Consider the following 796-nt stretch of genomic DNA (forward strand, 5'->3'; position numbering starts at 1 on the left):
GGCAGTCCCGAAACGCTGGAATACTGGCGGCAGACATGGGCGGAGCTATGCAATGGCAAGTTTGCGGAAAAGGGGCTTGACGTTCGTATCGACCACCGAAGCTATGAGCGTCAGGGCGTGGAGCTTCTTCCCACCGTCCACGAGGGCGCAACCGTCCGGGCAATGGAGAAGAAAGGCATACGCACCGAGAAAGGCGAGTTCAACCGCTGGATCAAGGCAACCAATGCCGTTATCCGGGACATCAAGAAGAAAATCGCTCTCCTGTTCGATTGGATTGCCGAAGCAAAAGCGGAGATTGCCAAGCCGCAGGCACCCGACCTTGTTTCTCTGCTGAACGCCTATTACACCCAGCGCAGAGCCGGGGCGTATTCGCAGAAAGACAAGGTCAGCAATCTAAAGGAGATGAATGAGACTTTCAATTATCTCCGGGCAAACGGGATTTACTCCCTTGAGGATTTGGAACACCGTGTCAGCGAACACAGTGCTGCCACAGAGAGCTTGAAGAAAACGCTGGACGAACAGACCGCTCGAATGAAAGCGATTAAGCGGCTCTATGACAGCTCTGCTGCTTTCCAGAGCTTGAAGCCTGTCTATGACGGCTTGCAGAAAATCAAGTTTGAGAAGCCCAGAGCCAAGTACAAGGCAGAGCATGAAACGGAACTGAAACAGTTCTACGCCGCCAGACGCAAGCTGACCGGAGAATTCCCGGACGGCAAGGTGGATATGAAAAAGCTGACCGAAGAGTATGACGAGCTGGAACAGGCGCACAACACCACCTATGGCGAGTTTAAGACCG

At 53.5% G+C, this 796-nt stretch carries 1 protein-coding gene; it reads left to right on the forward strand.

Annotated elements, in window-relative coordinates; translation table 11 throughout:
* Positions 1-796, forward strand: a 796-nt coding sequence (locus tag LI162_RS15220; protein WP_227156874.1) for a MobA/MobL family protein, incomplete at both ends; no start/stop codon positions are given.

The sequence above is a fragment of the Mediterraneibacter sp. 210702-DFI.3.120 genome (assembly GCF_020561005.1).
In the GTDB taxonomy this organism is placed as follows: domain Bacteria; phylum Bacillota; class Clostridia; order Lachnospirales; family Lachnospiraceae; genus Mediterraneibacter; species Mediterraneibacter faecis.